Here is a 24,391-nt window from a genome sequence, read left to right on the forward strand (position 1 = left end):
GACCCGGCACCGACAACAACGCCGCCGAAAGCCGTCCAGGAGGCCCCGAACGGGCCGGAATCACTCGAACAGGTGAATCGATCACAAATCGCTCGACAATTCTGCGCCGAGGGCTACGATCGTGGCCGATCGCTCTGCTGATCCTGCTCCTTGTCGCCCCATACAGTGCGCTTCCCGTTCCGGGTCTGCTCGACGGTCCGCTCGGCAGCCCCGGGAGTCTCCAACTCATCGCCCTGTGCCTGCTCTACGGGGCCCTCGCCTCCGGCTACGACCTCCTGCTCGGCCGTACCGGACTGCTCTCCTTCGGCCACGCGCTCTACTTCGCGACCGGCCTCTACACCACCGACCTCGCCATGCTGGAGCTCCGGCTGCCGTTCGCGGCGGCGGCCGTCTTCGGCATCGGCTGCACCGTCGCGCTGGCCCTGCTGCTCGGCTCGGTCAGCCTCCGCGTCACCGGCATCGGCTTCTCCATGGTCACCCTGGCCTTCGCCCAGGCCGGTTCGATCCTCGTCCAGCGCAACCCCGGCGGGCTGACCGGCGGGGAGGAGGGCCGGTCGGCGCCGGCCGACCGACTGCCCGCCGCCCTCCTGGGCATCGAGAACACCGCCAACCTCTACTGGATCGCCCTCGCCTACCTCGTGCTGACCCTCGCCGTCGTCCACTGGGCCGTCGGCTCCCCGGCCGGCCGGGTCTGGGAGGGCATCCGGGAGAACGAGCGCCGGGTCGAGGTGCTCGGACTGCGGCCCTACGGCTACAAGTTGATCGCCTTCGTGCTCGCCGGAGGACTCGCCGGGGCGGGCGGGGTGGTCTACCTGCTGCTCACCGGCGGCGCCACTCCGCAGACCGCCACGTCGGACGCGACCCTCTCGCTGCTGGTGATGGTCGTGCTCGGCGGGTCCGGTACGCGCTGGGGCCCGCTGCTCGGCGGGGTCATCTACACCTGGGCCGGTCACCGGCTCGGTGACCTCGCCAACTCCGCTGCTGTCGCCGACCTGCCGTCGGTCCTGCGCGTCCCGCTCTCCCAGCCGCTCTTCCTGCTGGGCGGTCTCTTCGTCGCCGTGGTCTACGTCCTGCCGGGCGGCCTGGCCAAGTTGCCCGCCCGGATCCGTGCCGCCAAGTCCCAGTCCACCGGAGGTGGTCCAGCATGAGCCAGTTCGAGAACCCGGCGATACACCCCACGGCCGACCCGTCGGCCGACCCGTCGCCCGGGCCGGCAGCACCGGAAGAGCTGCGCGTCCCGGTCGCCGACGGGGAGCTGTCGGTGCTCCGGTGGCCGGCCACCGCGCCCGACGCCCCGACCGTCGTGGCGGTGCACGGCATCACCGCCAACGGCCTCGCCTGGTTCGAGGTGGTCCGCCGGCTCGACGGCCGGGCCACCCTGATCGCGCCGGACCTGCGCGGGCGCGGCCGCAGCCGCGACCTCGACGGGCCGTACGGACTGACCCGCCACGCCGACGACGTGGCGGCCCTGATCACCGGGCTGGACCTGGGGCCGACCGTCGTGATCGGCCACTCCATGGGCGCGTGGGTGGCGGCCCTGACCGCCGTCCGCCACCCGGAACTGGTCAGCCGGGTGGTGCTGGTCGACGGTGCCGTCACCTTCCCGCTGCCAGAGGGCGTGGGCGAGGACGACGCCCTGGCCGCCGTGCTCGGGCCGGCGCTGGCCCGGCTGTCGATGACCTTCCCCGACCGGCAGGCGTACCGCGAGTTCTGGCAGCGGCACCCGGCCTTCACCGCCGACTGGTCCGACGGGATCGACGCCTACGTCCAGCGCGATCTCGTCGGCGACGAACCCGAGCTGCGCTCCTCCTGCGTGCTGGCGGCGATCGAGACCGACGGGACGCAGGTCCTCCTGGACCGGGAGGCGGCGGCCGCGGTGCACCGGCTGCCCTGCCCGGGCGAGCTGATCCGGGCGGAACGCGGCCTGTTCGACGAGCCGCAGGGCCTCTACGACGAGAAGCGGCTCGACGACGCCGGGCTGGACGGCGCCCACCCGGTCCGGACGTCCTGGGTGCCGGACACCAACCACTACTCGATCGTCTGGAACCGCGCCGGCGCCGAGGCGGTGGTCCGTGCCGCGCTCGGCCCGGCCGCCGCCGGCCCGGCCACCGCGTAGCCGTCGCGACGGGTCAGCCGGCCGCGCCCAGGAAGGACTCCCAGCCGCCGGCCGGCGCCTGTCCGACGTTGAGGGTGCGCAGCTTGCGCAGGGTGGACTGGTCCTGGACCTCCAGCCACTCGACGAGCTGCTTGAAGGAGACCAGCCGGACGTCGGGCTTGGCGGCGACGGTCTTGAGCGTCTCCTCGACGGCGTCCATGTAGATGCCGCCGTTCCACTGCTCGAAGTGGTTGCCGATGAAGAACGGCGCGCGGTTGCCGTTGTAGGCGCGGTCGAACCCGGCCAGGTAGGCGTCCCGGGCCTGGGTGCGCCAGTCGTTGTACTTGGCCGGGTCCCCCTTGGTGCTGCCGGAGGACTGGTTGGCCAGGATGTTGTAGTCCATGGAGAGCACCTGGTAGGCGTGGCCCGGGAAGGGGATGCTCTGCAGCTGGAGGTCCCAGATCTTGCCGTCCTGCACCTTCTGCGGCCAGATCTGCTGCCCGCCCGAGGAGCTGGCGTCGTACTTCCACCCCAGGTTGGCGATGGTCGGCAGCAGGGCCTTCTGCCCCTCCAGGCAGGGGGTGCGCCCGCCGACCAGTTCCTTCTTGTAGTCGAAGGGGAGCGGCTCGACGTCGGTGAAGCCGGTGTTGGTCCGCCACTGGGTCACGAAGCCGACGGCCTGGTCTATCTCGCTCTGCCAGTCCTCGGGGGTCCACTTGTTGACGCCGTTGCCGTCCGAGCGGGTCGAGCAGAAGTGGCCGTTGAAGTGGGTGCCTATCTCATGGCCGGCCAGCCAGGCCTGGCTGATGAGCTTGAGGGTGTTCTTCACCGCACCGTCCGACAGGTAGGGGATGTCGGAGGCGCCGACCGCGTGCTTCGGCGGGTGGTACAGGTCGGCCCTGCCCTTCGGCAGGGCGTAGATGCCGGAGAGGAAGAAGGTCATCGAGGCCTTGTACTCCTCGGCGAGCTTGAGGAACCGGGGGAACTGCCCGTCCTCGGTGGCGCCGGCGCCGTCCCAGGAGAAGACCACGAACTGCGGCGGGCGCTCGCCCGGCTTGAGCTTCTCCGGCTTGGGCTGGTTCGGCTGTGCTCCGGTGTCGGAGGTCGATCCGTCCCCGATCGGCGTGCCCTTGGCCGGGGTCCCGGTGGGGGTGCCGGTCGGTGCGGTGCTTCCGGTGCCGGTCGTGGGGGCGGGGGCGGAGCCCGAGGCGGATCCGGTGGGATCGGCCGAGCCCGAGCCGCCCCCGGAACAGGCCGCCACCGCTCCGAGGGCCGCAGTCGCGGCGGTGGCTGTGAGCACGGTCCTGCGCGAGATGCTGGCCATCGTCTCCCCTGGGTGTCTGGACCGGGTGGCGGCCAGACCGAGGCCGCTCCGGTCATATCGGACAATTGATTGATTATCCGTCGTTAGCATGTCACGCGAACGTAGGGGGCACCAAAGGCCCGAGGTTCGTCGGCACTGAACACGCGTGGCACGCCTGTGCGGGATGCGAAGGAATGTCTTCTGTTGCCGTCCTGTGACGCTTCGCCCGTTTCGCGGAAGGGGAGCTCCGCGGGCGCTGCCGCCGCGGCGTCAGTCGAGGGAGAGCCGGCGGTTGCGGCGCACGACCCGCGCGATGGCGGTGCTCACCACGGTGGCCGCCGTGCAGGAGACCGCGAGGCTCAGCCAGGCGGTTTCGAACCAGTGGCTGTTGAGCCAGCCCAGGGTCACGATGTAGGCCGCCCAGACCATCGCGGCCAGCGCCGACCACCGCAGGAAACGGTGGGGATGGGCGGGGGAGTGGCCGATGGCCAGGTCGAGGACGGTCCGCCCGGCCGGCACGAAGCGGGCGATCACCACCATGGCGGCCGCCGCCCGGGTGGTGCGTTCGTCCAGGGCCTGCTGGACCCGCGCCACGCTGGCCGCCAGCTTCGGGCGGTGCTCCAGACGCCGGCTGACCACCGGGGCGCCGCGACGGGCCAGCCGGAGCAGCAGCAGATCGCCGAGGAAGGAGGCCGCGGCCACCCCGAGCCCGAGCATCACGGGGGCGCCGTCTATCTGCGCCGTCTTGAGCACCGCGAGGATGACGAGGGTCCCGCTGGGGATGAAGGGGAGGAAGGCGTCACCGAGGACGGCGCAGAGCGCCAGCGCGCAGATCCACGAGGATCCGACCAGCGTCGCGATGTCCATGTCCCTACTTCCTCCAGGCTGCCCGGGGGAGCAGTGGTTGCAAGGGACAACGCTAGCGCCTCGACTTTTCATGCCATGAAGCACCCCGGCTGTGCGATGGGCCACAGCCCATGGGTTCCGGTGCCGCTCATGGCACGAGCCCCCGGGGCGGGGTGCCGCTCCGGGGGCTCGCGGGGATCGGTCGGCGCTGGTCCAGCCCGACGATCTTGCTGGTGAGTGCGGATCCGGTTGGGTGATCCGCCTGAGCCCTAGCCTGCCGGAAGCCGGCCGCCGACCGCGAGCCCCCGGGCTGGCGACTTCCCGCGCTGGCGTGAAGTCGCCACGGGTGTTCGTCCGCTGGCTCTGTGTCAGCCCCGGTCGGGCGCGGGCCGGGGAACAAGCGGGCCCGGGATCGGGGTTGACCAGTGTCGGCACCGGCAGCGGCACCGACCGTCACCGGTGCACGGCGCCGGTGGACCGCACCGGCGGACGGGACCGAACACGGCCAGGAGGACGGACGGCATGACGACCGAGGACAGGCAGGAGAACCGGCGGGGGAACGGCACCGGGCCGCAGGCCGCGGACGCGATCCGGGGCACCGCCCGGGGATCGGCGCCCGCCCCGCTGTCGATCCTCGACCTGGCCACCGTCGGGGTCGGCCACACGCCCGCGGAGGCGCTCGCCGCGACCACCACGCTCGCCCGCAGCGCCGAGCAGTGGGGCTACCACCGCTTCTGGGTGGCCGAGCACCACGGCATGCCGGGCGTCGCCAGCTCCACGCCCGCCGTCCTGCTGGCCCACCTCGGGGCCCACACCACTACCCTCCGCCTCGGCTCCGGTGGCGTGATGCTGCCCAACCACGCCCCGCTGGCCATCGCCGAGCAGTTCGGCCTGCTGGAGGCGCTCCACCCCGGCCGGATCGACCTCGGGCTCGGCCGGGCCCCCGGCACCGACCAGGCCACCGCCCGGGCCCTGCGCCGGGGCCTCGGCGAGGGCGCCGACGACTTCCCCCGCCAGCTCTCCGAGCTGACCCACTTCCTCGACGGCAGCTTCCCCGCCGGGCACCCGTACGAGCGGCTCACCGCCGTTCCGAAGGGGGAGGGGCGGCCGCCCGTCTGGCTGCTCGGCTCCTCCGGCTTCAGCGCCCAGCTGGCCGGCCGGCTCGGCCTGCCGTTCGCCTTCGCGCACCACTTCAGCAGTGCGAACACCCTGCCCGCGCTCGACCTCTACTGCTCGGAGTTCCGCCCCTCGGCGGTCCTCGACGAGCCGTACGCGCTGATCGGCGTGAGCGCGGTCGCGGCCGACGACGAGGCCTCCGCCCGCCGCCTCGCCCGCTCCGCGGCGCTCGGCATGCTGCGGCTGCGCCGGGGCAACCCCGGCCCGATCCCCACCCCCGAGGAGGCCGAGTCCTACCCGTACAGCCCGGTGGAGGCGGACTTCATCGACGACTGGCTGGGCAACGTCGTCCTGGGCGCGCCGGGCGAGGTGGCCGACGGTCTGGAGGCACTGCGCAAGCGGACCGGGGTGGACGAGCTGATGGTCACCTCGCACATCCACGGCCACGAGGCGCGGCTGCGGTCCTACGGCCTGATCGCCGAGGCCTACGGGCTGTCCGCTCCCCGGGCCGCGACCGTCTGAGCGGACCGGCGCGGGCCCCGGCTAGCGCCCGCCCGGGGCGTCGCGCTCCGCCCGCTCCGCCCGCTCCTCCTGGCCGTCCCGGCCGTCGCGGAGTATCGCCGCGACCAGCTCGGCCTCGCCGGGGCGGGCGAAGTACCAGCCCTGGGCGGTGTCGCAGCCGGTGAGGCGCAGCCGCTCGGCCTGGGCGGCGCTCTCGATGCCCTCGGCGGTCACGGTCAGGCCGAGGGTGTGGGCCAGCTGCACCATCGCGCCGACGATCTGCTCGTCGGCGTCGCTCCGCCGCGAGCCGAGCTCGGGGAGCTCCGGCCGCCCGCCGGCCGGAGCCGGGGCCGGGTCGCGGAACCCCTCGATGAAGGTGCCGTCCAGCTTCAGCACGTGCACCGGCAGCCGGGAGAGGTAGGCGAGGTTCGAGTAGCCCGTCCCGAAGTCGTCGATCGCGATCCGCACGCCCATGTCGGCGAGCGCCTGGAGTGCCTGGAGCGGCCGTCCGCCGGGGCCGAGCAGCGCGCTCTCGGTGATCTCCAGCTGCAGCAGCCGGGCCGGCAGGCCGGTGCGGTCGAGGGCCTGGGCGACGTCGGCGACCACGTCGGAGTCCCAGATCTGGCGGGCGGCCAGGTTGACGCTCACGAAGGTCTCGGTCTCGGGGAACTCGGTCAGCCAGCGCCGAGCCTGGCGGCAGGACTCCTCCAGCACCCACTTGCCGAGCGGCACGATCGCCCCGGACTCCTCGGCGAGCGGGATGAAGCGGTCCGGCGAGAGCGTCCCGTAGCGGGGGTGGCGCCACCGGACCAGGGCCTCGGCGCCGTGCACCGCGCCGTCGGCCAGACCGACCAGCGGCTGGTACTCGATCGTGAACTCGCCGCGTTCCAGCGCCGGGCGCAGCGCGGTGGCGAGCAGCTGGCGGGTCAGCTGGTGGGCGCCGCGGTCGGGATCGTAGAGGGTCCAACGGGCCCGTCCGTCGGCCTTGGACCAGTAGAGGGTGGCGTCGGCGTCCTTCACCAGGTCGGTCGGGGTGGTCTCGTGCACGGAGCGTTCGACGACGCCGACGCTGGCGGTGACCACCAGCCGGTGGCCGGCCACGTCGAAGGGGCGTTCCAGGGCGTCGAGGATCCGGGCGGCCAGGTCGGTGAGCTGGTCGCTGCCCCGGCTGCCGGTCACCAGGACGGCGAACTCGTCGCCGCCCATCCGCGCGACCAGGTGGGCGCCGTGCGCGGAGAAGCCGCGCCGCAGCCGGGTCGCGACGGCGATCAGCAGTTGGTCGCCGATGTGGTGGCCGAGGGCCTCGTTGATCGCGGCGAACCCGTCGAGGTCCAGGTAGCAGACGCCGACCCGGGGCCCGTCCGCCGTCCTCCCGTCGGTCGTGCTCCACGCGGCCGTCCCGTCGGCCCCGGGGCCTTCGAGGGACCCCGCCCCGGCCCCCTGCCCCGGGCCCGCCGACCGGTCGGGGGTGAGGCAGGCGGCGTCGAGGCGTTCGAAGAAGTACGTCCGGTTGGGCAGCCGGGTCAGCGGGTCGTGCAGGGCCTGGTACTCCAGGCGGTCGCCGAGCCGGCGCTGCTCGGTGATGTCCTCGACCAGGGCGAGCGTGTACAGCGGGCTGCCCTCGGTGTCCCGGATCAGCGAGACGGTCACCTTGGTCCAGACCGTCCGCCCCGCGCGGTGCTTGAGCTGCTTCTCGACCCGAATCCGGTCGTGCTCGCCGTGGGAGAGCGCGCGGAACAGCCGGCGCGGCATGCCCTCGGGGTCGGTGATCTCGTGGATGTGGGTCCGCACCAGCTCGTCGACGGTGCGGCCGGTCAGCGCGGCGAAGGCGGGGTTGACCTCGATGATCCGGTCCTCGGGATCGATCAGGGCCATGCCGATGCCGGCGTCGCAGAAGGCGGCCCGCAGCCGGGATTCGCTGGCCCGCAGCGCGGCCAGCTGGGGGTCGTCGCCCCCGGCCACCGCCCGGCCGTGCGCATCGCCGTGACCCGTACGGCCGTCCGCACCGCCGCTGGCCGCACCCTCGCTGTCCGCACCGCCGCCGTCCGCACCCTCGTCCGGCGCCCGGTGCACGCCGTCGGTGAGCGGCGCGGAGCAGGCAGGGCAGCGGAGGGCGCCGTCGTCGGCCGGGGCCTGCCGGGGGTCGGCCAGGACGGCCCGGGCCGTGCCGTTGGCCGGGGCGGCGTGGAGGGCGGGCGGCAGGAGGCGGCGTGGCCGCGGGTCCTCGTGCCGCACGCCTGGGTGGTGTGCGTCGGCCCCCTCGTTCTGGCCCGGCACGGCATGCTCCCGTCCGCTGCTGACGCTTGACGCTGGTCCGGCCGGTCACCCGACTTCGGCGGCCGGCCCGCACTCTGCCGCACTCGCGGAGGTGGGACTCCGGTGCGGGACGCTCGGGACGGAGCGGCCGGGTGGGAACCCGCCTGAGGAACCGTGAGGAACAGGGCGCTGCGGCCGATCATAGGACGCGATGGCAACGCGCGGTGACCGCCGCCAGGGTGATTCGTCTGGTTTGGGGGCAAGTGTGGTGATACATGCGGACGCCCCCGGTGCACATCACATGATGTGCACCGGGGGCGTGTGCTCCGGGAGTGCGCCCTCGGGCTCCGGTTCGGCGCCGGACGTGCGCCCGGCCGGGCCCGGGGGCGGGACGCCCGGGAGGTCAGCCGGCCAGGTTGGCCGTGAGGGTGATGGTGGTGCCGGCCAGGGCCTGGCTCACCGGGCAGTTGGCCTTGGCGTCCTCGGCGGCCTTCACGAAACCGGCCTCGTCCAGCCCGGGCACCTGGCCGGTGACCGTCAGGTGGATGCCGGTGATGCCGGTGCCCGGCTGGAAGGTGACGTCGGCCTGGGTGTCGAGCTTGGTGGGCGGGGTGCCCGCGCCGGTCAGGCCGTGCGAGAGGGCCATCGAGAAGCAGGCGGAGTGCGCGGCCGCGATGAGCTCCTCCGGGCTGGTCTTGCCGTTCGGGGCCTCGGCGCGGGCCGGCCAGGAGACCGGGTACTCGCCGATGCCGGACGACGCGAACGTCACCTGGCCCTTGCCGTCGACCAGGTTGCCTTCCCAAGCGGTGCGGGCGGTGCGGGTGGTTGCCACGATCGGTACCTCCGGTAGTTACTGAGGAACTGCTGACTCGTCACGTCCGGTCATGCCGCGCCCAGCCTACGGGCAGGCCGGGGGCGCGCCACAAGTAGCGCACCGGACCGCCGCGTCCGAAAACACCCCGTCCGTCACGGCGGGCCGGAACGGTCCGACGGGCCGTCCGCATCGTGGACGTCGGGCCGGACGGTGCGGGCCCGCCCCGGGCGCCCTGTTAGATTGGCCCGGGCCCGGGCCCGGCCGCCGCACGGTCGGGCGCACCACCGAGAGAGCCGCGGAGCCGCCCCGATGACGGACCACCCCACGACCCCCGACGCCGGACTGCCCGAGGGGGTCGACGATGCCGTGCGGGCCGAGCTGACCAGCCTGCGCGAGAGCATCGACAACATCGACGCCGCGGTGGTCCACATGCTGGCCGAGCGCTTCAAGGCGACCCAGCGGGTCGGCCGGCTCAAGGCCGAGCACAAGCTCCCGCCGGCCGATCCGGCCCGCGAGCGCACCCAGATCAAGCGCCTGCGCGAGCTGGCCGCCGGCGCGCACCTGGACCCGGTGTTCGCGGAGAAGTTCCTCAACTTCATCATCGCCGAGGTCATCCGCCACCACGAGGCCATCGCGAGCGACGCCGTGACCGGCGGCAACGCCTCCGCCTGACGGCGAGCCCGGCCCGGCCGGATGTCCGGCCCGGCGGGATGTCTGGCGCGGGTAAACGTCCGATTTCGCCTGGATCCCCGGTTGGCGTAGCGTGCAGGTTCCCCCGCAGCCGGAGAGTGGAGCAGCGACGATGGCGGTGAACCTGCCCGATACGCACGGCGGCGACGCCGGGGCCGGGCCCGCCGCCCCCGTCGGGGGCCGGGCCGAGGCACGGCGGGCCCGTCGCGCCGCCGAGGGCCGTCGGAGCAGGCCGCCGAAGGGCCGTCGCTCCGGCCGCCGGCCGCGGCCGTGGTGGATCGAGATCCCGGCGATGGCGGCGGTCGGCCTGGTGGTCGCGCTGCTGATCAAGACCTGCCTCTTCCAGGTCTTCACCATCCCCTCCGGTTCGATGGAGAACACCCTGCGGGTCGGCGACCGGGTCGGGGTGAACAAGCTCGCCCCGCTGACCGGCTGGGAGCCCGAGCGGGGCCAGCCGGTGGTCTTCAAGGACCCCGGGGACTGGCTGCCGCCGCAGCCGACCGGCGGCAACCCCGTCACCAACGCGCTGGGCTCGGTGCTCTCCTTCGTCGGCCTGGTGCCGCCGAAGGACGACAACTACCTGGTCAAGCGGGTCATCGCGACCGGCGGGCAGACCGTGCAGTGCTCGGGCAGCACGCTGACCGTCGACGGCGCCACGGTCGACGAGCCGTACCTCCACCCCGGGGACGACTCCTGCGCCGGGCTGGACTTCGGCCCGGTGACGGTGCCGCAGGGCTACGTCTGGGTCGAGGGCGACCACCGCAGCGACTCCGCGGACTCGCGCTACCACCAGCGCGGCCCCGGTGGCGGGGCCGTGCCGGTGGACAACGTGGTCGGCCCGGTGTCGGCCGTCGTGTGGCCGCTCGACCACTTCGACTGGTTCGGCTGGGTCGGCCGCTGAACCGGGCCGGGCGGCGGCGCTAGCGCCGTTCCCGCCCCTGCTCCCGAGTCCGGGGGGTCTGCGCCTCGGCGGCCCGGGCGAGCCGTTCGCCGAGGGCGGTCGCCCCGGCCGGTACCGTGTCCGCCCCCGCGGCCCCCGCCGGTGGGGGTGCGGCCGCCGCGAGGTCCTTCCCGGCAGGCGCGGCGGGCTTGCTCGCCTGGGCGGCGAACGCCCCGGCCAGCACCAGCAGGCCGCCGGCCATCTGCGGCACACCGAGGTGCTCGCCCAGCAGGACCCAGGCCAGCATCGTGGCCACGACGGCCTCCAGGTTGGCCACCACCCCGGCGACCGGCGGCGACAGGTGCTGGACGGCGACCACACCGGTCAGATAGGCGAGCACGGTCGCGACCAGGACCATCCAGGCGGCCGGGATCAGGGCGGGCAGGCTGTGCCCGTTCATCACCACGTCCCCGCCGAGCCTGCCCCAGTCCGCCTCCCAGGGGCGGGTCAGGGCGGTGAGCACGATCGAGCCGATCAGCAGGCCGTACGCGCTGACGGCGATCGGGTCGACCGGGCGCTCGCCCCGGCTGCCGGCGTCGGCGAGCACGAAGTAGCCGACCTGGCAGCAGGCCGCTCCCAGGGCGAACAGGACGCCGAGCGCGTCGAAGCTCAGGCCGTTCCAGACCTCGACGACGCAGGCGAGCCCGGCGACCGCGACGCCCGCGCCGATCGCCGCGCCCCGGCTGATCGGCCGGCGCTGGACGAACCGCACGTAGCCGATGAGCAGCGGTGGGCCGAGGTACTCGATCAGCAGGGCGACGCCGACCGGTATCCGGGAGATCGCCGCGAAGTAGCAGGCCTGGACTCCGGCCACGGCGAGCAGGCCGAAGCCGATCAGCAGGCCGGGCCGGCGCCGGACGGCGTCGCGGTGGCGGTAGGCCAGCGGCAGCAGGACGACGGCGGCGCCGGTGACCCGGAGCCAGACCACGTGGAGGGGGGAGAGCCCGGCCTCGATCAGCGGTTTGGCCGCGGTGCCGGAGCCGCCGAAGGCGAACGCGGAGACGAGGGCGAGGGTGAGACCGAGGGTCCGGCCGGGGGAACGGCCGAGCAGGGGGTCGGAGCTGTGCACCGACGAATTGTGACAGCCGCACCGGCCATCCGGTAAGGGGTCATTCCGTCATTCGGTCCTGCACGGCACCGTCCGCGAGCGCTCGTCACCCACCGGACGCGGCGCCGGCGCCGGCCAGGGCCCCCGCCCCGGCACCCGCGTTCGTCCCCGTGCCGCCGCCGGACCCCGAGCCCGTGCCCGTGCCCGTGCCCGACCCTGTGCCCGACCCCGACCCCGACCCCGAGCCCGTGCCCGAACCGGAACCCGAACCCGTGCCCGACCCCGACCCGCCCGTCCCCCCGGTCGGCTCCGTCGGCTTGGTCGGCTTGCTGCTCGGCTGCGGCGTCGTCGGCTGGGTCGGCGCGGTGCCCGACCCACCGGAACCGGAACCGGAACCGGACCCGGCGCCCGATCCCGAACCAGAACCCGACCCCGAACCCGACCCCGAACCGGAACCCGACCCCGAGCCGCCGGCGCCGCCCGAGGGCTGCGGGGCGGTGGTCGGGCCGGTCGACGGCGCGGTGGACGGCGTCGAGCCCGAGTCGCCCGAGGAGCCGGAACCGCCCTGGCCGGACTGCGAGGACGACCCGCCGGACGGCGTCGCCGCCCCGCTCGGGGTGTTCGACGGCGTGCTCGAAGGACCGGACGAGGAGCCCGACCCGGAGCCCGGCCCGGAGGAGCCCGAGCCGCTGCGCGAGGAGTAGTCCGCACCCGAGGGAGCGGGGAAGTCGCTGACCGGCTGCCCCTTCAGGGCGGCCTTCATGTAGGTGGTCCAGATCTTCGCGGGGTACTGGCCGCCCGCCGCGCCGTCGATCCCCCCGGTGCCGCTCAGGCTGACCTGCGCGCCGGTGCCCGGGTCCTGCCCGAACAGCGCGACCGAGGTGACCAGCTCCGGGGTGTACCCGACGAACCAGACCGACTTCTGGTCGTCCGTCGTCCCGGTCTTGCCCGCCGCCGGACGGCTCAGGTCCTTGGCGCGCCAGCCGGTGCCGCCCTGGTCGCTCACCACGCCCTGGAGCATCGAGGTGACCTCGCGCGCGGTCTGCTCGCTGATCGCCTGGGTGGCCTTGTGCGCGGGCAGCTCGATCGGCTCGCCCTCGTGGTCCACCGTCTGCACCAGCCACGGGGTGATCTGCTTGCCGCCGTTGTCCAGCGTGGCGTACACGCCCGCCAGGTCGAGCACGCTCGGCGTGGCGGTGCCCAGCGGGATCGAGGGCACCGGGTCCAGCCCGGGGGTGTTGCTGGGCAGGCCGAGCGCGATCGCGGTGTCCCGCACCTTCGACAGCCCGGTGTCCTGGGCGAGCTGGGCGAAGGCCGAGTTCACCGACCAGTTGGTGGCCTGCTGCAGGGTGATCTGGCCGTAGCTCTTGTCGCCCTCGTTCGGCGGCGCGTACGGGGTGCCCTTCCCGCCGCGGACCTTGCGGCCGCTGGTGCCGTCGTAGACGGTGCGCGGGGTGATGGTCTGGCCGGACTGGGTCTTGGCGTCGTTCTCCAGCGCCGCGGCCAGCGCGATCGCCTTGAAGGTCGAGCCCGCCTGGTAGTCCCGCCGGGTGGCGTTGTCGACGTAGTGCTTCGTGTAGTCGACGCCGCCGTACAGCGCGACCACCGCACCGGTCTTCGGGTCCACCGAGGCGGCGCCGGGCTGGGCGGCGGCGTCCTTCTTCCGCTTCTCCGGGTTCAGGGTGTCGTGCAGTTGGGCCTGCACGGCGCTCTCCAGGGCCTGCTGGCGGTTCGGGTCGATGGTGAGCTTGATCGTGTAGCCGCCCTTGGCCAGCTCCGACTCGCTGATGATCTGGTTGGTGGTGAGGTACTCGGTCGCCGCGTTGACCAGGTAACCGGCCTGGCCGGACAGCCCGAGCTGCGCCTGCGGGTCCCTGACCTCGGGGAACGTGGTGGCGGCCCGCTCCTCGGCGGAGAGCCAGCCCTCCTTCACCATGCCGTCGAGCACGTAGTTCCAGCGGTTGACGGCGTTCTGCTTGCCGGCCGGGGTGGCGGTGGCCACGTCGTAGGCGCTCGGGGCGTTCAGCAGCGCGGCGAGGTAGGCGCCCTGGGCGGCGTTGAGCTCGGAGGCGTCGACGCCGAAGTACTGCTGCGCGGCGGCCTGGATGCCGTAGGCGCCGCGTCCGTAGTACGAGGTGTTGAGGTAGCTGGAGAGGATCTCGTCCTTGCTCTCGGTGGCGTCCACCTTGATCGCGATGAAGAGTTCCTTCACCTTGCGGGTGATCGACTGCTTCTGGCTCAGGTACGTGTTCTTCACGTACTGCTGGGTGATCGTGGAGCCGCCCTGGGTGCCCTCGCCCTTGGCGGTGTTGAGGGCGGCCCGGACCAGGCCGGGCACGTTGACGGCGCCCTCGTGGTAGAAGTTGCGGTCCTCGGCGGCCAGCGTGGCGTGCTGCGCGGCGGGGGAGACCTTGTCCAGCCCGACGTTCTGCCGGTTGGTCTCGCCGGTCCGGGCGATCACCGAGCCGTCCTGGTAGAGCCAGGTGTTGCTCTGCGCGGTGGCGGCGGCGTGCGCGTCCGGCACCTTGACCAGCGCGATGCCGAGCGCGAACAGGCCGACCCCGAGCAGCAGCGCGGTCGCGAAGCCGATCAGGCTCATCCGCCAGGTGGGTATCAGTCTGCGCCAGCCCGTGCGCCGGGGCCGGCGCGGTCGGCGGGCCTTCGGCTTGCGGGTGCGGATGCGCGGCGCGCCGCTGGGGGCGGTACGGGACAAAGCGGCGGCCTTTCCTGCGGGCGGGCGGCTGGGCGGGCGGCAGGACGCTGGGGGAGCGTGCCGGCCCGCGCGGCCGGGATCGTCGGCGGTCGGGGACCTTTGCCCCTTTTCCGGTTTACAGCCCAGAACGCGCCGAAGGTGCCGGTTGGCTCCACGGCGACCGGAAGCGAGACCGACATCACACACAAATCGGACGTCAATGGGCAGCGAAAAGCCGGAGAGCCCCTCGTTGTGAACGAGAGGCTCCCCGGTGTCGGTGCGCCGCCAGGGACTCGAACCCCGGACCCGCTGATTAAGAGTCAGCTGCTCTAACCAACTGAGCTAGCGGCGCCTGCTGACGGGGGAAACAATACACGCTTCCGGAGGGTGCCTCGAGCCACCGGCGGCGTCACCGGGGCCGGCCTGCCCGTTTCCTCCCGGTTGGGGCGGGGTTTACCGCCGGTTAGGGTGGAAACGTGCCCAGCTCCCACCCCGGTCGCCGGAGCGCTCGGCTCAGCTCCGCCCACGCCCGAAGCGGCGCCCGCGCCCGTACCCGTGCCCGAACCGGCGCCCGTACCCGCACCCGAACCGGCGCCGTCGCCGCCCTGCTGCTGCTCAGCGCGGTCGCGTACACCGCGTGGGTCCTGGAAGTGGTGCTCAGCACCGGGCTCGACCCGGTGCAGGCGTACCTCAGCGAGCTGGCCGCCGAGGACCAGCCGCTGGGCGGCCTCTTCCGGGCCACCGACCTGGTCGCCGGGCTCGCGGTGCTGGCGGCCGCCGCACTCGCCCTGCCCGGCGGCCGGCGGCCCTGGGCGGTGACCGGGTGGGCGGCGCTCGCCCTGTTCGGCGCGGCCACCGCCGCCGACTCCCGGCTGCCCCTGAGCTGCGCGCCCACCAGCGACGAGATGTGCGCCGCCCGCGAGACGGCCGGCCTCGTCCCCGCCACCCACACCGCCCACGCCGTGACCAGCAGCCTGGCCGTGCTCGGCGCGCTCGGGGGCCTGACCGCGCTCACCGTCGCCGCCCGGCGGTACGGCTGGTGGCCGCCGGTGCGCCGGTACGGACCGTGGCTGCTCGGCGCCGAACTGCTCGCCACCGGGTGGAGCCTCGGCGCGATCGCGGCCTTCGAAGCGGGTCGCGGCACCTGGGCACTGGGCGCCGGCCAACGTCTCCAGGTCCTGCTGGTCGCCCTGTGGCTGGCCCTGCTCGCGGCCGCCCTCCGCCCCGGCGCCGGGGCGGAGGGCGTCGCCGAGGCCCGTGCCGAGGAGCCGGGCGCCGGCGGACTCGGCACCGTCCCCGCGGCCGTCCCCGCCGCCCGCCCCCGGACCGGCCGTCGGCGGGAGCCGGCATGACCGGCGCGCACCCCTCCCGCACACGCGCCTCCGGCGGGCCCGGCGCCGACGCGCTCGTCCTGCGGATCGACGGCATACCCCTGCACGTCCGGGCCGAGGGGCGCGGCCCCGCCTGCCTGCTCACCGGAGGGCTCGGCAGCAGCTGGTTCGACTGGGACCTCGTCGTCCCCTTCCTCACCCCGTACCGCACCGTGGTCCGTTTCGACCGGCCCGGCTACGGCCTCAGCGCGCCCGAGCCGGCCGACCGCCCGCTGCCGACCGCCGCCGGTGAGGCGCACCGGATCCGGGCCGTCCTGGACGCCCTCGCACTGACCGGGCCGTGCACGGTGGCCGGGCACTCGCTCGCCGCGTTCCACGTCGAGGCCTTCGCCCGGCTGTACCCGGCGCGGACGGCCGGGCTGGTCCTGCTGGACGGCAGCGTCGAGCCCGATCCGCACCCGCGCCCGGCCCCCGGCCTGCGCGATCTCGCGGCGCGCGCCACCGCCCGGGCCGCCACCGCCGCCGCCGTGCCGTACCTGCTCGGGCCCGCCGTGCGCCGGCTGACGGCCCGGGCCACCACCGTGCGGCGCGAGGACCTCGCGCCCGCGCCGCTGGTCCGGCGCTGCTACCGCACCGGGCGCTCCCTGCGGGCACTGCTCCGGGAGAACACCCGCTACCTGGACGCGGCGGCCGAACTGGCCGCGCTGCGCCGGACGGCCCCGCTGCCGGCGGACCTGCCGGTCACCGTGCTCGCCGCCGACGACGGTCTGCGCGGGCGCCGGACCGGGGAGTGGCTGGCCGCCCAGCAGGAACTGGCCGCACTGCTCGGCGCCGAGTACCGCAGCACCGCCCCGGCCGGGCACCTGCTGATGTTCGACCGCCCGGACGCGGTGGCCTCGGCGGTCCTGGACACCACCCGCTGAAGGGGACGCGGCCCGCCCCGGCCCCGCCGGGTCCGGGTTCCACCGGGCCGGGACGCCGGTGCCCGGGAACGCCGAAGGGCCCCCTCGCTGCTGCGAGAGGACCCTTCGACCGTCTGTGCGCCGCCAGGGACTCGAACCCCGGACCCGCTGATTAAGAGTCAGCTGCTCTAACCAACTGAGCTAGCGGCGCCTGCTGACCTGGACGACATTACACGGCGTCGGGCCGATCCGCCGAATCCACACCATTCGGTGACCCGGAGTGACCGGAGGGCGGGCCGGACGCCGGCCTCAGCGGCTGGCCGGCAGCCGGTTCAGGAACACCTGGAACGCGTCGGGCTGGACGGCGTTCACACCGTCGAAGGGGTAGTTCATCTCCTTGATCACGATCAGCACCACGCAGATCATCGCGGTCATGGTGAGCACCATGGCGAGGTGCAGCCGGATGCTGGCGATGCCGAACACGAAGGCGAAGCCGACGGTCAGCACCGCGCCGGCGATCAGCGGCACCCAGAGCAGCGGCGGCACCGCGTCCTGGACCTGGGTGAGCCGGGCGCGGCGCTCGCTGGCCAGGCCCTCCACGTGCTTGAGGGCGTTGTCGAAGTGCGCCTGCTGGCGGGCGTCGACGGGCTGCAGCGCGTTGGTGGTGTCGCGGATCCGGTACACCAGCTCGGTGGTGTGCGGGTCGGTGCGGTGGTCGGCCATCAGCTGCCACTCCTCGCCGATGACGTTGTGGGCGTACTGGAGGGTGAGGTTGGTCAGCTCGATGCCCGCCGGGCTGTCGAACTGACGGGACGTCCAGTAGAGGCCGGCCAGCTGGTCGGCCTCGCGGAAGGTGGTGGCCCGGGCGTCGTCGGCGGCCTCCCACACCACGATCACCACGAAGGCGAGCAGGACGGCGTAGAGCACGCCGACCATGGCGAAGATGGCCGCCGTCACGTCGTTGTGCGGTTTCCGGGCCTCGGCGGAGACGAAGCGGGGCAGCAGCAGGAGCACCACGGTCGCGAGGGCCAGCGAGCCGACCAGGATCGTCAGGTTGGGCCAGGTCATAGCAGCAGTTGTCGCACGGCCGCCGGGCACCCGCCAGACGGGGTGCCGTTCGGAGGTGTCCGGCGGACGCTCCCGTCACCCCTGCGGGAAGTGGCAGGCGGCCCGGTGGCCGCCGTCGGCCGGGCGGTCCGCCGGCCCTCCCAACGACCCGCCCCCCGATCCGCTCCCCGATCCGCCCCCGGATCCGTCACCCGGACCGTCGGCCGCCGTGAGCGCCGGAGCCTCGTTCGCGCAGCGCTCGCGCTGCGCCGCGCCGAGCCCCGGATGGACGGGGCAGCGGGCCCGGAACGGGCAGCCGGTGTGCCGGACGGTGGGGGAGGGCGGATCGCCGGCCAGCAGGACCCGGCTGCGCGCGCGTTCGGCGGCGGGGTCCGGCAGCGGGACGGCGGAGAGCAGGGCACGGGTGTAGGGGTGCCGGGGCCGGTCGAAGACCTCGGACACCGCGCCCTGCTCGACCGTCCGCCCGAGGTACATCACGCTGACCCGGTCGGCGAGGTGCCGGATCACCGAGAGGTCGTGCGAGACGAAGAGGTAGGAGAGGCCGAGCTCCGCCTTGAGGGACTGGAGCAGGTTGAGCACCCCGGCCTGGATCGAGACGTCCAGCGCGGAGACCGGCTCGTCGAGCACCAGCAGCCGGGGCCGGACGGCCAGCGCGCGGGCGATCGAGATCCGCTGCCGCTGCCCGCCGGAGAACTGGTGCGGGTAGCGGAGGGCGTGCGCCGGGTCGAGGCCCACCTGGCGCAGCAGTTCGGGCACCCGGTGGGCGATCTCGTCCTTCCCGGCCCGCTGGGCGCGCAGCGGTTCGGCCACGATGTCGCCGACCGGCATCCGGGGATCCAGACTGGCCATCGGGTCCTGGAAGACGATCTGCAGCCGGGACCGCATCCGGTGCGCCTCGGCGCGGGACAGTCCGGCGGTGTCCCGGCCGAGCAGCTCGATCCGGCCCGACTCGGGGGCGGCGAGGCGCAGCAGTTCGAACAGGGTGGTGGACTTGCCGGAGCCGGACTCGCCGACCAGGCCGAGCGTCTCGCCCTCGCGGATCGACAGCTCGACGCCGTCCACCGCGTACACCGAGCCGACCCGGCGCTTGAAGACGGTGCCCTTGACCAGCGGGAAGGTCCTGGTGAGCCCGCGGACCTCCAGGACCGGCGGGCGCCGCTCCCGGGGGACCTCCGCGCCGGCGGGCGCCGGGAGCGGCGGCACGGGGTACACCTCGGTGGGCGCGGGCCGCCGTTCGGCGAGGTCGGCGGCCCGGACGCAGGCGGCCAGATGGCCGTCCCCGCCGGTCAGCGGCGGTTCCGCGGTGCGGCAGCGGTCCTCGGCCAGCGGGCACCGGTCGGCGAACGGGCAGCCGTCCGGCAGGCCGGCCATCGGCGCGGGCGTGCCGGGGATCGGGACCAGCGGTCCGCGCCGCCCGTCCAGCCGGGGGACGGCGCCGATCAGGCCGAGCGTGTACGGGTGGCGCGGTGCGGCGAACAGCTCGTCGACCCCGGCCGTCTCGACGATCCGCCCCGCGTACATCACGGCGACCCGGTCGGCCATCCCGGCGATCACCCCGAGGTCGTGGCTGACCAGGACGAGTGCGGCGCCGGTCTCCCGGCGCGCGGTGCGCAGCACGTCGAGCACCTGGGCCTGGATGGTGACGTCGAGCGCGGTGGTGGGTTCGTCGGCGAGCAGCACGTCGGGGTCGTTGGCGACGGCCATGGCGATCATGGCGCGCTGGCGCATGCCGCCGGAGAACTCGTGCGGGAAGCTGTCCAGGGCGCGGCCGGGGGCCGGGATGCCCACGAGGTCGAGCAGTTCGGCGGCCCGTTTGCGGGCCGCGGGCCGGTCGAGGCCGGGCCGGTGGATGCGCAGGGCCTCGATCAGCTGGTCGCCGATCCGGTAGACGGGGGTGAAGGCGGAGAGCGGGTCCTGGAAGACCATGGCGATCCGCCGGCCCCGGACGGCGGCCAGTTCGCGCCCGGGCAGGCCGAGCAGTTCGCGGCCGTCCAGCCGGACCGAGCCGCGGACGCGGGCGGTTCCGGGCAGCAGGCCGAGGACGGCCAGCGCGGTGACGGACTTGCCGGAGCCGGACTCGCCGACGATGCCGAGGGTCTCGCCGCGGCGCAGGGTGAGGTCGACTCCGCGCACGGCGGGGACGGCGGCGGTGCCGCGCGGGCCGCCGAAGTCGACCCGCAGGTCGCGCACGTGCAGCAGCGGGGTGCCGGCGGTGGTGGCCGGGGTGGCGGGCGTGGCGGTGCCGGTCACGTGCGGTTCCTCTTCCTGGTGGCGCGGTCGTGCCCGCGATCGCCGTGGTCACCGTGGTCCGGGCCGCGCCCGGGCCCGGGCGAGCGCGAGCGGCGGGAGCGCCGGGGCCGGCGGGCGGCCTCGGCGGTGGGGTCGAGGGCGTCGCGCAGCCCGTCGCCGATCAGGTTGACCGCCAGGACGAAGAGCACCAGCAGCCCGGCGGCGAAGTAGAACAGCCAGGGGAAGACCGGGGCCTCGCTGGTGCCCGCCGCGAGCAGGGTGCCGAGCGAGACGTCCGGCGCCTTGACGCCGAAGCCGAAGTAGGAGAGCGCGGTCTCGCTCATCACCGCGCCGCCGACCGCGACGGTGGCGTCGATGATCAGGAAGGAGGCGACGTTCGGCAGCACGTGCCGGGTGATGATCCGCAGCGGGTGGACGCCCATGAACCGCGCGGCGAGGACGAACTCCCGCTCGCGCAGCGAGAGCGTCATCGAGCGGACCACCCGGGCGGTGATCATCCAGTTGAACAGGGCGAGCAGCAGGACGAAGGCGAGCCAGCCGGCGCCCTTCAGCCGGGGCGAGACGATGGTGATGACCAGGAAGCTCGGGAAGACCAGCATCAGGTCGACCAGGAACATCAGCAGCCGGTCGGTCCAGCCGCCGAAGTAGCCGGCGCAGGCGCCCACCAGGGAGGCCAGCACGGTCGAGAACAGTGCCACCAGCAGACCGATGACCAGCGACTTCTGCAGGCCGCGCAGCGTCTGGGCGAAGACGTCCTGGCCGATCCCGTTGGTGCCGAACCAGTGCGCGGCGGACGGCGGTCGGCGCAGCGCGCCGTAGTCGGGGGTGGCGTAGTCCCAGGGCGTCAGATGGGGGCCGACGAAGGCCAGCAGGAACAGCAGCAGGACGACGACGGCGCCGGCCACCGCCCCGCGGGCGGCGAGCAGACGGGTGAGGACGATCCGCCCCCGACCGGCCGTCCCGGGCACGGACCCGGCGGGGGAGCCGGGCTCGGCGGGCTCGACAGGCTCGGCGGGGGACGTGGGCCCGGCGGGCTCGACGGGTTCGGCGGGTCCGGTGATCGCGGCGGTCACGGCGCTCCTCCTCGGGGTCAGGCCCGCACGCGCGGGTCGAGCGCGGCGTGCAGCGTGTCGGCGAGGAGCCCGGAGGCGAGCACCACGACCGCCGCGAACAGATTGACCGCGACGACCGCGTTGACGTCCTGCTCGTTGACGGACTGGATGAACCACTCGCCCATGCCGTGCCAGCCGAAGATGGTCTCGGTGAAGGCGGCGCCGGTGAAGATGCCGAGGAAGCTGTAGGCGAACATCGTCGACATCGGGACGACCGCCGTCCGCAGTCCGTGCCTGATCAGCGCCCGGCCCCGGGTGAGCCCCTTGGCCTCGGCGGTGCGCAGGTAGTCGGAGCCGAGCACGTCGAGCATGGTGCCGCGCTGGTAGCGGCTGTAGGTGGCGAGGCCGCCGAGCGCCAGCGAGAGGGTGGGCAGCAGCAGGTGCAGCGCCCAGTCGGCGAGGTGCGCGCCGAGGCCGCCGGTGAGGCCGGGCGTCTCGTACCCGGTGAAGGGGACGACCTCGTGGCCGACGGCGTCCTTGGCGGCGATGGCGCCGTTCTTGAGGAAGAGCGCGACCAGGAAGACCGGGGTGGAGAGCAGGACGAAGGACAGGACGGTCAGCAGCCGGTCGGAGATCCGGTACTGGCGCACCGCGCTCCACGCCCCCGCGGCGACGCCGAGCACCATGCCGAGCAGGCTGCCGACCAGCAGCAGCCGCAGCGAGACCCAGACCCGGCGGCGGAAGTCGTCCATCACGGGGGTGTCGTGGATGGTGCGGCCGAGGTCGCCGTGCAGCAGCAGACCGCCGGCCCAGTGGCCGAACCGCAGGACGACCGGGGTGCGGTCGTTCAGGTTGAGGTCGGTGAGCTGGCGCTCGACCGAGGCGGCGGCCGGGCGCGGCACCTTGGCCTCGAAGTAGGCGCGCGGCTGCAGGGCGGCGCCGGCCAGCGCGTACGCCAGGAAGACGGCGGCGACCAGCAGGACGGCGTAGTAGGCGAGCCGCTTGGTCAGGTAGCGGAGCATCAGCGGCCGTCCGGGGTGGGAGCGGGGCCGACGCGTCTGGTGGGCATCGGAGGGTGGCCTTCGGGTCGGGGGCGAGGGTGTGAGGGTGGGGGTGCGAGGGTGCGGAGCTGCGGGTGCCGGGGTGCGGGCGTGAGGGGGGAGCAGGGCCGCCCCGGGGAGCCGCCGGCGGGGGCGGTCGGCCGTGGTTCCCGACCGTGCCCGGGAAAGCGCAGCTCAGAGTGTGGCACCGGCCGGCGGCCGCGGTGTTGCGGTCGTGTTGCGCCCCGTTTCGTTCGGATCAGGTGTCAACCCCGCCCCCTGGTACTCGTTCTGATCGGCTGTTACGTTCGGTCCCCGGCACCGACTTGGCTGCCCACGATCAAGCCTCGCCACACCTCGCGACGCCCACCTCTCACCACGTGCCCGACATCACCGGGGGGACCCTCATGGACGCTTCCGCCACGCCCGCGCGCCGGCTCGGCCGCGCCGCCGCCCTCGCCCTCGCCGTCACCCTGGCGGCCACCGCGTGCAGTTCGGACGGCGGCGGTTCGGCGGACACCGCGGTCAGGAGCGAGGCGCCGGGGCAGGCGTCGATCGACATCAACGCCAAGCCGCTGGACCAGGTCCGCGACGGCGGTGAGGTGCGCTTCCCGCTGTACCAGTGGATCACCCAGTGGAACCCGTTCCAGGTGGACGGCCGCTACGGTGACGCGGTCGACATCATGCGCACGCTGGAGCCGAGCCTGTTCAGCACCGACGAGACCGGCACCTTCAAGCCGGTCGCGGACTACCTGGTGGGCGCCGAGGTCACCTCCGCCTCGCCGCAGGTCATCACCTACAAGCTGAACCCGAAGGCCAAGTGGTCGGACGGCAAGCCGCTGAGCTACCTCGACTTCAAGGCCGACTGGGAGGCCACCAACGGGAAGAAGGACGGCTACAACATCGCCGACTCGGCCGGCTACGAGCTGATCTCCGCCGTCGAGCAGGGCGCCGACCCGGCCGAGGTCAAGGTGACCTTCTCCGAGCCCTACGCCGACTGGCAGAACCTCTTCCGCCCGTTGATCCCGGCCGCCGGGATCGCCACCGCCGACGACTTCAACAAGGGCTGGGTGGAGCGGATCCCGATCACCGCCGGCCCGCTGAAGGCCGGTACCTTCGACAAGACCGCGCAGACCCTCACGCTCGTCCCGGACCCGAACTGGTGGGGCGCCAAGCCCAAGACGGAGAAGATCACCTTCCGGGTGATGGCGCAGTCGGCGACCACCCAGGCCTTCCTCAACAACGAGATCGACTTCGCCGCGGCCGGCACCGCCACCGCGTACGGGCAGCTCAAGGACGCCAAGGACGCGGTGATCCGGTCCGCCAGCCCGTGGGACGAGGTGCACATCTCCTTCGGCGGCGGCGGTCCGCTGGCGGACGTGAAGGTCCGCCGGGCGCTCGGCCGGGCGCTGGACCGGAACGCGCTCGTCAAGATCGCCAACAACGGCGTGCCGGTGGAGTTCAAGCCGCTCGGCAACCACATCTTCATGCCCAACCAGAACGGCTACCAGGACAACTCCGGCGACTGGGCGAAGTTCGACCCGGCCGCGGCGAAGAAGCTGCTGGACGAGGCCGGCTGGCAGGACGCCGGCAGCGGCCGGCCCCGGACCAGGGACGGTCAGGCGCTGACCCTGCACTGGGTGCTCAACGAGTCCACCCCGCAGGCCCAGGTCGACCTCGCCACCGCCGCCCAGGCGATGTGGCTGGCGGTCGGCGTCAAGGTGGAGATCGACAAGGTCGCGGCCAACGACTTCTTCACCAAGTACGTCAACCCGGGGAAGTGGGACATCGCCAGCTGGCGCAACACCGATTCGTTCCCGCTCTCCAGCAGCCTGATCAACTTCCGCCTGCCGCAGGGCGACAACGTCTTCGGCAACTACTCCAAGCTGGGCAGCGAGGAGATCGACGCGCTGCTGAAGAAGGCGGCGGGCACGATCGACCCGGTGGAGGCCGCGAAGCTCTACAACCAGGCGGACGCCAGGATCTGGGAGCTCGGCCACACCTACGAGCTGTACCAGCGGCCGACCGTGGTGGCGGCCCGCAAGGGGCTGGCCAACTACGGGGCGTTCGGGCTGGCCAGCTCGGACTACAGCAAGGTCGGCTGGGAGAAGTGACCGGAGCCGGTGCCGGTGCCGGAGTAGGGGCCGGTGCCGGAGCCGGAGTAAGGGCCGGAGCCGGAGTCGGAGTAGGGGCCGGTGCCGGGGCCCGGACCGGTGGAACGGCGCCCGGCGGTCGGGCGGGCGTACGGCGGGCACTGGCGAGCAGCGCGGTGATCACGAGGCCGGTGGCGCGGACACGGGGGGACCGGCGTCGCCGCCCCCGCTCTCCTGCCACCCGCCTTGACCTTCCGCGATGCCCGCAGGCCGCCCGTGCCGCGGGGCCGTCCCCGGGCCGCGCTTCGAACCGGGGACGAATCTAGCGGGCGGTCCGGACCGTCACGTCGTACC

18 protein-coding genes and 2 tRNA genes are annotated in these 24,391 nt (G+C 73.8%); 8 read left to right on the forward strand and 12 right to left on the reverse strand.

The features are described from left to right. Nucleotides 1-98: 98 nt before the first annotated feature. On the forward strand, nucleotides 99-1,148 hold the full coding sequence (locus ACFXAM_RS12980; protein ID WP_380290453.1) for a branched-chain amino acid ABC transporter permease: 1,050 nt from the start codon (nucleotides 99-101) through the stop codon (nucleotides 1,146-1,148). Further along, the gene (locus ACFXAM_RS12985; protein ID WP_380290408.1) at nucleotides 1,145-2,116 is read left to right on the forward strand and encodes an alpha/beta fold hydrolase; all 972 of its coding nucleotides are present in this window, start codon (nucleotides 1,145-1,147) and stop codon (nucleotides 2,114-2,116) included. The genes ACFXAM_RS12980 and ACFXAM_RS12985 overlap by 4 nt, the downstream gene beginning before the upstream one ends. Before the next feature lie 13 nt (nucleotides 2,117-2,129). On the opposite strand, the gene ACFXAM_RS12990 is transcribed toward ACFXAM_RS12985, so the two are convergent. After that, entirely contained in the window at nucleotides 2,130-3,419 is a 1,290-nt protein-coding gene (locus ACFXAM_RS12990) for a hypothetical protein (protein ID WP_380290410.1), read from the reverse strand. 249 nt (nucleotides 3,420-3,668) lie between these two features. Next, on the reverse strand, nucleotides 3,669-4,265 hold the full coding sequence (locus tag ACFXAM_RS12995) for a DedA family protein (protein WP_380290412.1): 597 nt from the start codon (nucleotides 4,263-4,265) through the stop codon (nucleotides 3,669-3,671). Between the two features lie 501 nt (nucleotides 4,266-4,766). Between ACFXAM_RS12995 and ACFXAM_RS13000 the strand changes: the two genes are divergently transcribed. Further along, a complete protein-coding gene (locus tag ACFXAM_RS13000; RefSeq protein WP_380290414.1) occupies nucleotides 4,767-5,882 on the forward strand; it encodes an LLM class flavin-dependent oxidoreductase in 1,116 nt (371 codons plus the stop codon). A 21-nt stretch (nucleotides 5,883-5,903) separates the two neighbouring features. Here the strand turns inward: ACFXAM_RS13000 and ACFXAM_RS13005 are convergent, their stop codons facing one another. Together ACFXAM_RS13005 and ACFXAM_RS13010 are read right to left on the reverse strand one after the other, a co-directional pair. Next, entirely contained in the window at nucleotides 5,904-8,096 is a 2,193-nt protein-coding gene (locus tag ACFXAM_RS13005; protein WP_380290416.1) for a putative bifunctional diguanylate cyclase/phosphodiesterase, read from the reverse strand. A 424-nt stretch (nucleotides 8,097-8,520) separates the two neighbouring features. Next, nucleotides 8,521-8,949, reverse strand: coding sequence for an OsmC family protein (locus tag ACFXAM_RS13010; protein WP_380290418.1), 429 nt, complete (start codon nucleotides 8,947-8,949; stop codon nucleotides 8,521-8,523). A gap of 291 nt (nucleotides 8,950-9,240) precedes the next feature. Between ACFXAM_RS13010 and ACFXAM_RS13015 the strand changes: the two genes are divergently transcribed. Both ACFXAM_RS13015 and lepB read left to right on the forward strand, forming a co-directional pair. Continuing rightward, nucleotides 9,241-9,603 carry a chorismate mutase gene (locus ACFXAM_RS13015; protein ID WP_380290420.1) on the forward strand — a complete coding sequence of 121 codons (363 nt, stop codon included), beginning with the start codon at nucleotides 9,241-9,243 and terminating at the stop codon, nucleotides 9,601-9,603. A gap of 130 nt (nucleotides 9,604-9,733) precedes the next feature. Continuing rightward, nucleotides 9,734-10,522, forward strand: a complete 789-nt coding sequence (lepB, locus tag ACFXAM_RS13020; RefSeq protein WP_380290422.1) for a signal peptidase I — start codon at nucleotides 9,734-9,736, stop codon at nucleotides 10,520-10,522. 19 nt (nucleotides 10,523-10,541) lie between these two features. Here lepB and ACFXAM_RS13025 read toward each other — a convergent pair whose 3' ends face one another. From ACFXAM_RS13025 to ACFXAM_RS13035, 3 genes are all read right to left on the reverse strand, one after another. Next, nucleotides 10,542-11,630 carry a DMT family transporter gene (locus ACFXAM_RS13025; protein WP_380290424.1) on the reverse strand — a complete coding sequence of 363 codons (1,089 nt, stop codon included), beginning with the start codon at nucleotides 11,628-11,630 and terminating at the stop codon, nucleotides 10,542-10,544. Between the two features lie 85 nt (nucleotides 11,631-11,715). Then, nucleotides 11,716-14,208, reverse strand: a complete 2,493-nt coding sequence (locus tag ACFXAM_RS13030) for a transglycosylase domain-containing protein (RefSeq protein WP_380290426.1) — start codon at nucleotides 14,206-14,208, stop codon at nucleotides 11,716-11,718. A 371-nt stretch (nucleotides 14,209-14,579) separates the two neighbouring features. Next, nucleotides 14,580-14,653, reverse strand: a tRNA-Lys gene (locus ACFXAM_RS13035). Nucleotides 14,654-14,906: 253 nt separating this feature from the next. Between ACFXAM_RS13035 and ACFXAM_RS13040 the strand changes: the two genes are divergently transcribed. Continuing rightward, nucleotides 14,907-15,653 carry a DUF998 domain-containing protein gene (locus ACFXAM_RS13040; RefSeq protein WP_380290455.1) on the forward strand — a complete coding sequence of 249 codons (747 nt, stop codon included), beginning with the start codon at nucleotides 14,907-14,909 and terminating at the stop codon, nucleotides 15,651-15,653. Beyond that, the gene (locus ACFXAM_RS13045; protein ID WP_380290428.1) at nucleotides 15,650-16,555 is read left to right on the forward strand and encodes an alpha/beta fold hydrolase; all 906 of its coding nucleotides are present in this window, start codon (nucleotides 15,650-15,652) and stop codon (nucleotides 16,553-16,555) included. The genes ACFXAM_RS13040 and ACFXAM_RS13045 overlap by 4 nt, the downstream gene beginning before the upstream one ends. A gap of 116 nt (nucleotides 16,556-16,671) precedes the next feature. On the opposite strand, the gene ACFXAM_RS13050 is transcribed toward ACFXAM_RS13045, so the two are convergent. The 5 genes from ACFXAM_RS13050 to ACFXAM_RS13070 form a co-directional block, all read right to left on the reverse strand. Next, a tRNA-Lys gene (locus ACFXAM_RS13050) sits at nucleotides 16,672-16,745 on the reverse strand. Nucleotides 16,746-16,843: 98 nt separating this feature from the next. Next, nucleotides 16,844-17,602: a DUF4239 domain-containing protein gene (locus ACFXAM_RS13055; protein WP_380290430.1), complete on the reverse strand. Its 759-nt coding sequence runs from the start codon at nucleotides 17,600-17,602 to the stop codon at nucleotides 16,844-16,846. A 75-nt stretch (nucleotides 17,603-17,677) separates the two neighbouring features. Next, nucleotides 17,678-19,852 carry a dipeptide ABC transporter ATP-binding protein gene (locus ACFXAM_RS13060; protein WP_380290432.1) on the reverse strand — a complete coding sequence of 725 codons (2,175 nt, stop codon included), beginning with the start codon at nucleotides 19,850-19,852 and terminating at the stop codon, nucleotides 17,678-17,680. Beyond that, the gene (locus ACFXAM_RS13065) at nucleotides 19,849-20,820 is read right to left on the reverse strand and encodes an ABC transporter permease (protein WP_380290457.1); all 972 of its coding nucleotides are present in this window, start codon (nucleotides 20,818-20,820) and stop codon (nucleotides 19,849-19,851) included. The genes ACFXAM_RS13060 and ACFXAM_RS13065 overlap by 4 nt, the downstream gene beginning before the upstream one ends. 122 nt (nucleotides 20,821-20,942) lie before the next feature. Continuing rightward, nucleotides 20,943-21,926 carry an ABC transporter permease gene (locus ACFXAM_RS13070; protein ID WP_380290433.1) on the reverse strand — a complete coding sequence of 328 codons (984 nt, stop codon included), beginning with the start codon at nucleotides 21,924-21,926 and terminating at the stop codon, nucleotides 20,943-20,945. Between the two features lie 425 nt (nucleotides 21,927-22,351). Between ACFXAM_RS13070 and ACFXAM_RS13075 the strand changes: the two genes are divergently transcribed. Further along, the gene (locus ACFXAM_RS13075; RefSeq protein WP_380290435.1) at nucleotides 22,352-24,058 is read left to right on the forward strand and encodes an ABC transporter family substrate-binding protein; all 1,707 of its coding nucleotides are present in this window, start codon (nucleotides 22,352-22,354) and stop codon (nucleotides 24,056-24,058) included. The last annotated feature ends 333 nt before the right edge of the window (nucleotides 24,059-24,391 follow it).

Origin of the sequence: Kitasatospora sp. NPDC059462, from assembly GCF_042749955.1 — a bacterium.
Taxonomy (GTDB): domain Bacteria; phylum Actinomycetota; class Actinomycetes; order Streptomycetales; family Streptomycetaceae; genus Kitasatospora.

What these genes read in the sequence shown, in the direction of transcription:
- ACFXAM_RS12985 (WP_380290408.1), top strand. Translation starts at nt 1,145, where the DNA reads ATGAGCCAGTTCGAGAACCCGGCGATACACCCCACGGCCGACCCGTCG.
- ACFXAM_RS12990 (WP_380290410.1), bottom strand. Translation starts at nt 3,419, where the DNA reads ATGGCCAGCATCTCGCGCAGGACCGTGCTCACAGCCACCGCCGCGACT.
- ACFXAM_RS12995 (WP_380290412.1), bottom strand. Translation starts at nt 4,265, where the DNA reads ATGGACATCGCGACGCTGGTCGGATCCTCGTGGATCTGCGCGCTGGCG.
- ACFXAM_RS13000 (WP_380290414.1), top strand. Translation starts at nt 4,767, where the DNA reads ATGACGACCGAGGACAGGCAGGAGAACCGGCGGGGGAACGGCACCGGG.
- ACFXAM_RS13015 (WP_380290420.1), top strand. Translation starts at nt 9,241, where the DNA reads ATGACGGACCACCCCACGACCCCCGACGCCGGACTGCCCGAGGGGGTC.
- lepB (WP_380290422.1), top strand. Translation starts at nt 9,734, where the DNA reads ATGGCGGTGAACCTGCCCGATACGCACGGCGGCGACGCCGGGGCCGGG.
- ACFXAM_RS13030 (WP_380290426.1), bottom strand. Translation starts at nt 14,208, where the DNA reads ATGAGCCTGATCGGCTTCGCGACCGCGCTGCTGCTCGGGGTCGGCCTG.
- ACFXAM_RS13045 (WP_380290428.1), top strand. Translation starts at nt 15,650, where the DNA reads ATGACCGGCGCGCACCCCTCCCGCACACGCGCCTCCGGCGGGCCCGGC.
- ACFXAM_RS13055 (WP_380290430.1), bottom strand. Translation starts at nt 17,602, where the DNA reads ATGACCTGGCCCAACCTGACGATCCTGGTCGGCTCGCTGGCCCTCGCG.
- ACFXAM_RS13070 (WP_380290433.1), bottom strand. Translation starts at nt 21,926, where the DNA reads ATGCTCCGCTACCTGACCAAGCGGCTCGCCTACTACGCCGTCCTGCTG.
- ACFXAM_RS13075 (WP_380290435.1), top strand. Translation starts at nt 22,352, where the DNA reads ATGGACGCTTCCGCCACGCCCGCGCGCCGGCTCGGCCGCGCCGCCGCC.